Here is a 6,894-nt window from a genome sequence, read left to right as displayed (position 1 = left end):
TAGTCGACCGTCAGGGGGAAGAAGTCGTAGTTCTTGCGCTCCTTCGAGACGACGACCGTCACGTTGACGGTGGAGTCTCCGCAGGACACCAGGCACTCGCCCGTGGCCTGCTTGGCGAGCTCGCCCGTCTCAAGCTTGTAGTGCTTTCCGTAGAGGTCGAACTCGTGCGTTACCTTTGCCATTTTCCTTTTTCCTCTTATCTCCGCCTGCCCCTTTGCAGGCGGGCCGTCATACAAAGAGAGCGCCATGCCGGCGCCCTCCTCTTAACACCTTGTTACTGGATGTTGTCGCGAATGCCGAGGCTCTTGATGAGGCTGCGGTACTCCTCGATGTCCTGCTTCTTGATGTAGGACAGGAGGCGACGACGCTGGCCGACGAGCATCAGCAGGCCACGACGGGTGTGGTGGTCGTGCTTGTGGAACTTGACGTGCTCGGTCAGGCCCTTGATGCGCTCGGTAAGAAGAGCGACCTGGACGGCGGCGGAGCCGGAGTCCTTCTCGTTCTTGCCGTACTGCTTGATGAGCTCGGCCTTGCGCTCCTTGGTGACTGCCATGAAAACCCCTTTCACATAGATACGCCCCGAACTGGGTTGGCCGTCTGGCATTGGGCGGGCCACCAAGTAGGGGGTACGGACTAGGACAGATTACCACGTCGAAGGACGACGCGCGCCCCTTGGCACGAAAATCCGCACGTGGGTGCCAATCACCAGACGGCGCACACATTTGCCCGCCGCGGCGGCGCGTCACAGGCTCAGCATGAACTCGAAGGCCCTGAGCCGCGCGTCCAGGTGCGTGGCCGCCCACACGTGCGCGAGCGATACGAGCTCCGTCGTGGTTTCCACGTCCGCCTCCATCCCGAGGATCTGGTCGAACGTGGACTTGATGAGCGACTGGAGCCGGTCGCGCCCCGAGGGGCCCATGCGCACGGCGCCGGCCACGTCCTTGGCGCAGCTCGAGCACAGCATGCCGCCGGCCCTGGGCGAGAAGAACGAGACGTCCTCGTCGCCACAGAGCGTGCAACGCCTGAGCTCCGGCCTCCAGCCCCCGTGGGCCGTGACCTTGAACGCGTACGCGGCCACCACGAGGTCGAGGCGCTCCTGGTCCGGCGCCTGCTCGCAGGCCGTGAGCGCGCGCGAGCAGATGGCGTACAGGTACGGGTCGCCCACGTCCTCGAAGCAGGTGAGACGCGCCACCTCGCACACGCACGAGGCCGCGCTCACGCGCGCGAGGTCGCCGCGGAGCCCAGCGTGCGGGTTCGCCACGGACGCCTCCGTCACGATGGAGAGGCTCCTGCCCCTCGCCAGGAGGAAGTCCGTCTCGCAGAAGAGCTCCACCCTCGCGGCGAGCCTGCCGCCCGGCTTGAGGGCGCCCTTGGCCACGACGTCCATGCGCTCCCCGTCCTCGGTCAGCAGCGTGAGGATGAGGTCCTTCTCGCCCAGCTGGGCCCTGTGGTCGAGGACGATCGCCTTGGTCCGGATGGTCCTTCTTCCTGCCATGGTTCGCGGCTACTCCTCGTAGTCGTAGCCGAGGCGACGGATCTCGTTCTGGTCGCGGCGCCACTGCGGCTGCACGCGCACCTGGATGTCGAGGTAGGCCTTCGCGTCGAACAGGCGCTCGATGTCCTTGCGCGCCTGCGTGCCGATGCGCTTGACCATGGAGCCGCCGCGGCCGATCACGATGCCCTTCTGGCTCTCGCGCTCGACGATGATCGTGGCGCGGATCGAGGCGTGGCCGTCCTTGGCCCAGTCGATGTCGTCGCAGATGACGCCCACGGAGTGCGGCACCTCCTGGCGCAGGTTGAGGAGGACCTTCTCGCGGATGAACTCCGCCACGAGCTCCTCGTCCGTGGCGTCGCAGTCCATGTCCTCGGGGAACCAGCGCGGGCCCTCGGGCAGGTGCTCCGCCACCATCGACACGAAGGCGTCCACGTTGAAGCCCTCGCGCGCGCTCACGACGATGCTGTCGTCGAAGCGCGCCAGGGCGGATGCCGCCTCGAGCTGGGTCGTGACCTGCTCGGGCTTGGCGAGGTCCGCCTTGGTGATCACGAGCAGCTTGTACGGGGCGTCAGAGGCGTCCACGTGGCGGGCGACCCACTCGTCGCCCCTGCCGACGGGCTTGGTCGCGTCCACGAGGAACGCCGCCACGTCCACGTCCGCGAGCTCTCCCAGCGCCACCTTGTTGAGCTCCTTGCCCAGGGCGTCCTTGGGCTTGTGCAGCCCCGGCGTGTCCACGATCACGATCTGCGCGTCGGGCCTGTTGACGACCGCGCGCATGCGGCGCCGCGTGGTCTGCGCCACGGGGCTCGTGATGGCCACCTTGCCACCCACCGCCGCGTTCAGGAGCGTCGACTTGCCGACGGAGGGCCTGCCCACGAGCGCGACGAAGCCGCTCCTGAACGGCGCCCCGTCCTTCTCGCCCACCTGGGCGTCCGTGTTCTTGATGTCGTCCAATGCAACCCCCTTGGGTCGTGTGGGTTTGTGGTCTTGGGATTCTTGGGATGCGGCGCCTCGCGGCACGCGCCTAGCGGGCGAGAAGGACGAGCAGCGCGTGGCCGTAGACGCAGAGCCCGGCGATGGCCGCTGCGATGCTGAGGAGCCACGACGCGGCCGCCGCGATGTCCTTGGCGCGGCCGGCGAGCGGGTGGAACTCCGGGGAGACGAGGTCGACCACCGTCTCGATCGCGGTGTTTATGAGCTCCGCCGCGAGCACCATGCCGCAGCACACCGTCACTACGGCCCAGTCCGTGGGGCCGATGCGCAGCACGATGCCCATCACGATGGCGAAGGCCGCTCCGCCGAGCATGACCTTGATGTTGCGCTCCTGGCGCACCGCGGTGCGGAAGCCCTGCAGCGCGAAGAGGAAGCTCCTCCTGAAAGACGGATGGCTTGGCGTCCGCCCGGGGATCATGGTCACTCACCGTCCCTGTGGCGCGTGAGCGTCACGTGGTCGATCGCATGGTCGGTCTTGATCTTGGCGAGGAGCTCGTCCTCGCGGGCCTCCATGACCTCCGCCTCGGCGTCCTCCAGGTGGTCGTAGCCCAGGAGGTGCAGCGTGCCGTGCACGAGCAGCAGCCGGCACTCGTCCGCCGCCGTCGTGCCGAAGCCCTTGGCCTGGCGCGCGATGTAGTCCGGCGCGAGCACGATGTCGCCCAGCTCGCAGGGCTCCCCGGGTGCGAGGTCCGGGTCGTCCGGGCGCTCGCACTCGAGCGAGAGCACGTCCGTCGCGCGGTCCTGGCCGCGCCACTGGAGGTTGAGCTCCCGCATCCGCCCGTCCGACACGACCGATATGGACACCATGCAGGGGCGCTCCACGCCCTCGCTCGAAAGCACGAGGTCGATGTCGTCGCGCATCTCCTGCTCGCTCAAGGGGCTGGACACGCCCTCCTCGAGCACGACGTCGTAGCTATTCTCCATCATGAACCGCCCTCCTTGGGGGACGCTGGCGCTCGGTGCGCTCGGCCCTATCATACGCGTCGACGATGCGCGCCACCAGCGAGTGCCGCACGATGTCGTTGCGGCCCAGCTCCACGAAGGCGATGTCGTCCACGCCCGCGAGCACGGAGCGCGCCGAGTCGAGCCCGCTCCTGCCCGGCAGGTCGCGCTGGGTGACGTCGCCCGTCACCACGAACTTGGACCCGAAGCCGAGCCTCGTGAGGAACATCTTCATCTGGTCGGGCGTGGTGTTCTGGGCCTCGTCCAGGATCACGAAGGCGTCGTTGAGGGTGCGCCCGCGCATGAACGCGAGCGGCGCGATCTCGACCACGCCCTGCTCCACCAGCGCGTTCGCCTTCTCGGCGTCCGTCATGTCGAACAGCGCGTCGTAGAGCGGCCGCACGTAGGGGTCGAGCTTCTCCTCCAGCGTGCCGGGCAGGTAGCCGAGCGACTCCCCCGCCTCCACCACGGGCCTCGTGAGCACGATGCGCCCGACCTCGCGGCGCTTGAGGGCCGCCACGGCCATCGCCATCGCGAGGTACGTCTTGCCCGTGCCGGCGGGACCCAGGCCAAAGGTGATCGTGTTGTCCCGGATGGCCTCCACGTAGCGTTCCTGCCCCTCCGTCTTGGGACGGAGCGGGCGCCCGCGGTAGGTGAGGAGGACGTCGCCCACGGGCTTCTCGCCCTGCCTCGCGCCGTGCGCGACCTGCCCGATGACGAGGTCGACGTCCTCGGAGGTGGGTGCGCCGCCGGCCTCGATGTCGCGGATGAGCCGCGTGAACACCGCGACCACCGCGTCCGCGTCCTCCGTGGGGCCAATCACGCTCACCTGGTTGCCGCGCACGGTGACTATGGCGTCGAACGCGTCCTCGATCCTGCGCAGGTGCGTGTCGGCGGGACCCATGAGCAGCGTCGGGTCTACGGTGTCCGGTATGGTGAGCCTGATGTGGGTGGGTTCCATGTTCCTCCAAGCGCGGGTGTCCTCGCACCCCATGATAGCCGCTTTCCTAGCCCGGGCGCCCCGCCCGCGGGGCGGCTACGCCGGGGTTGTGGTGCAGTCGAGCGTGCCGTCGGGCAGCACGGCGCGCGCCCTCGCGCGCACGAGGGAGTCGAGCGGGTAGGCGGGATCGACCAGCGCGTCGAAGAGCCCGCCCGTGACGCCGCGGCCCGGGTACTGCACGACGACGAGCTCGTCCGAGCCCACGTGCGCGCTCGCCTGCTCGTGGCGCATCCGCGCGGCAAGGTCGCGCATGCGGCGGCCGCGGTCGGCGATGACGTGGGGGTCGACCTGCCCGGGCGCCGTCGCCGCGGGCGTGCCAGGACGCCTGGAGTAGCGGAACACGTGCATCTTCGCGAAGGCCATGCGCTCGCAGAACGCGAGCGACTCCTCGAAGTCCGCGTCCGTCTCGCCGGGGAAGCCCACGATGAGGTCCGTGCCCAGCGCGATGCCCGGCACGAGCTCGCGCGCGCGGTCGACCACGCCCGAGAAGAACGCGGTGTCGTACACGCGCCCCATGCGGCGCAGCGTCGCGTCGCAGCCGGACTGCAGGCACACGTGCAGGAAGGGGGCCACGCGCTCGCCGCCGGCCGCCATGGTCCGGAGCAGCTCGTCCGTCACGTCGGGCGGCTCGATGGACGAGAGCCTGACGCGCTCCACGTCGGTCTTGCTGAGGAGAAGGTCGAGCAGCCCCGGCAGGGACATCGCCTTGCCGTCCTCCCCCACGGCGCGGAAGCGCCCGAGGTTGATGCCCGTGAGCACGACCTCGCGCGCGCCTCGCGACACGCTCTGGCGCACCCGCGAGACGACCTCCCCCGCGTCCATGGATCGCGACCTGCCGCGCGCCTTCCAGACGATGCAGTACGTGCAGCGGTTGTCGCAACCGTCCTGGATCTTGATGCCCGGGCGCATGCGGCCGGTGGGCGTGGGCGTGAGGCTCGCGACGGCGTCCGCGCAGGACGCGTCCGGCGCGATGCCGAGCCGCTCGAGCACCGTGGACGCGACCGCGGCCTTGTTGCCCTGCACGACGACGTTCTCGGCTATCTGGCTGAGCTCGCTGGAGAAGAGGTTCGCGACGCAGCCCGTGGCCACGACGACGGGCCGCTGCGGGCGCGTGGCCGCGTGGCGGACGGTCTTTCTGGTCTTGGCCTCCGCCTCGCCCGTGACCGCGCAGGTGTTGATCACGATGGCGTCGGCCTCGTCCTCCCCGACGAGCCTGCAGCCGTGCCGCTCGAGCTCGGCCGCTATGACGTCGGCCTCGACCCGGTTGACCCTGCAGCCGAGGTTGACGATGGCGACGCGCGCGATGCCGGCCCCGCTCACTTGGACCTGCTGCGACGGCCGCGGTGCTTGAACTTGGGCTTCCTGGGCTCGGCGTTGGCACCCGCCTCCGCATGTGGGGCCCCGTCCTTCTCGCCCGCCTGCGCGGACGCCTTGGCGTCGGCACGGGACGAGACGATGTCGCGGATGTCCTCGAGCTCGTCGGGGGTGAGGCCCTTGGGCGGCACGACCTCCACGACGGCTATCAGGCTGCCGCGCGCCGTGGTGCCCATGCGGGGCATGCCCATGCGCTCGATCCTGATCTGCTCGCCATAGCGGCAGCCGGCCGGGACCTCGACCACGACGTCGTCGCCCTCGAGGATGCCGTCCATGTGGACCGTCGTGCCCACGATGGCCTCGAGCGAGTCGACGGTCACGCGGCAGAAGAGGTCGTCGCCCTGGCGCTGGAACGTCTTGTCCTCCGCGACCTCGACGCGCACGACGAGGTCTCCGGACGCGTCGCCGCGGATGCCGGCCTCGCCCTTGCCCTTGACCCTGAGGCTCTGACCGGAGTGGACGCCCGCCGGGACCTCGACGTCGACGGTCTCGCGCGACGGGGTGCGGCCCTGGCCCTCGCAGGTCTCGCACGGCTTGTCGACGACCTTGCCGGAGCCGCCGCAGGCGGGGCAGGTCGTCTGGGTCTGCATCTGACCGAAGATGGTGCGCTGGACCTCCACGACGCGGCCGGTGCCGTGGCACTTCTCGCACGTCTTGACGTGGCCGCCCTCGGCGACGCCCGTGCCGTTGCAGTCGTCGCACGGCGCAAGGCGGTCGTAGGCGATGGTCTTGGTGCAGCCGGCCGCCGCCTCTGCGAGCGTAATCTTGAGCGTGATGCCCATGTCGCGGCCACGGGTGCGCGCCGTGGCACCGGATGCGCCGCCCTGCCGGCCGCCGCCGAAGAACGAGTCGAAGATGTCGTCGATGCCGAAGCCGCCGCCGAAGATATCGGACATGTCGACGTAGTCCGAGCCGAAGCCGCCCGGGCCCTCGGCCGTGCCGTAGCGGTCGTAGTTGGCGCGCTTGCGCTCGTCCGACAGCACGGAGTAGGCCTCGTTGACCTCCTTGAACTTCTGTTCCGCGTCCGGCGCCTTGTTGACGTCAGGGTGCAGCGTGCGCGCCTTCTTCAGGAACGCGCGCTTGATCGTCT

The 6,894-nt window shown here is 69.5% G+C and carries 9 protein-coding genes; all 9 read right to left on the bottom strand.

The features are described 5' to 3' along the window. Positions 1-182, bottom strand: a 182-nt coding sequence (locus ACI38Z_RS00395; RefSeq protein ID WP_439788212.1) for a hypothetical protein, incomplete at its 3' end; no start/stop codon positions are given. A 92-nt stretch (positions 183-274) separates the two neighbouring features. Continuing rightward, a complete protein-coding gene (gene rpsO / locus ACI38Z_RS00390; protein WP_439788211.1) occupies positions 275-553 on the bottom strand; it encodes a 30S ribosomal protein S15 in 279 nt (92 codons plus the stop codon). A gap of 189 nt (positions 554-742) precedes the next feature. Next, the gene (gene recO / locus ACI38Z_RS00385; protein ID WP_439788210.1) at positions 743-1,495 is read right to left on the bottom strand and encodes a DNA repair protein RecO; all 753 of its coding nucleotides are present in this window, start codon (positions 1,493-1,495) and stop codon (positions 743-745) included. A 9-nt stretch (positions 1,496-1,504) separates the two neighbouring features. Continuing rightward, a complete protein-coding gene (gene era, locus ACI38Z_RS00380; protein ID WP_439788209.1) occupies positions 1,505-2,449 on the bottom strand; it encodes a GTPase Era in 945 nt (314 codons plus the stop codon). Between the two features lie 70 nt (positions 2,450-2,519). Next, positions 2,520-2,906 (bottom strand): diacylglycerol kinase family protein, encoded by a 387-nt coding sequence (locus tag ACI38Z_RS00375; RefSeq protein ID WP_439788214.1) that lies wholly within the window; start codon positions 2,904-2,906, stop codon positions 2,520-2,522. 2 nt (positions 2,907-2,908) lie between these two features. Further along, complete coding sequence (gene ybeY, locus ACI38Z_RS00370) at positions 2,909-3,412, bottom strand: rRNA maturation RNase YbeY (RefSeq protein WP_439788213.1); 504 nt, start codon at positions 3,410-3,412, stop codon at positions 2,909-2,911. Beyond that, a complete protein-coding gene (locus ACI38Z_RS00365) occupies positions 3,402-4,391 on the bottom strand; it encodes a PhoH family protein (RefSeq protein WP_439788208.1) in 990 nt (329 codons plus the stop codon). The genes ybeY and ACI38Z_RS00365 overlap by 11 nt, the downstream gene beginning before the upstream one ends. 75 nt (positions 4,392-4,466) lie before the next feature. Beyond that, positions 4,467-5,750 carry a MiaB/RimO family radical SAM methylthiotransferase gene (locus tag ACI38Z_RS00360; RefSeq protein ID WP_439788207.1) on the bottom strand — a complete coding sequence of 428 codons (1,284 nt, stop codon included), beginning with the start codon at positions 5,748-5,750 and terminating at the stop codon, positions 4,467-4,469. Then, a partial coding sequence (locus ACI38Z_RS00355) for a DnaJ C-terminal domain-containing protein (RefSeq protein WP_439788206.1) occupies positions 5,747-6,894 on the bottom strand: 1,148 nt, incomplete at its 5' end. The genes ACI38Z_RS00360 and ACI38Z_RS00355, both read right to left, overlap by 4 nt.

The sequence above is a fragment of the Parafannyhessea sp. genome (assembly GCF_051876455.1).
GTDB lineage: Bacteria > Actinomycetota > Coriobacteriia > Coriobacteriales > Atopobiaceae > Parafannyhessea.
This window is presented reverse-complemented; position numbering and strand designations above follow the sequence as displayed.

Coding starts and splice junctions, on each gene's coding strand:
- rpsO (WP_439788211.1), bottom strand. CDS start 553: ATGGCAGTCACCAAGGAGCGCAAGGCCGAGCTCATCAAGCAGTACGGC.
- ACI38Z_RS00375 (WP_439788214.1), bottom strand. CDS start 2,906: ATGATCCCCGGGCGGACGCCAAGCCATCCGTCTTTCAGGAGGAGCTTC.
- ACI38Z_RS00365 (WP_439788208.1), bottom strand. CDS start 4,391: ATGGAACCCACCCACATCAGGCTCACCATACCGGACACCGTAGACCCG.
- recO (WP_439788210.1), bottom strand. CDS start 1,495: ATGGCAGGAAGAAGGACCATCCGGACCAAGGCGATCGTCCTCGACCAC.
- ybeY (WP_439788213.1), bottom strand. CDS start 3,412: ATGGAGAATAGCTACGACGTCGTGCTCGAGGAGGGCGTGTCCAGCCCC.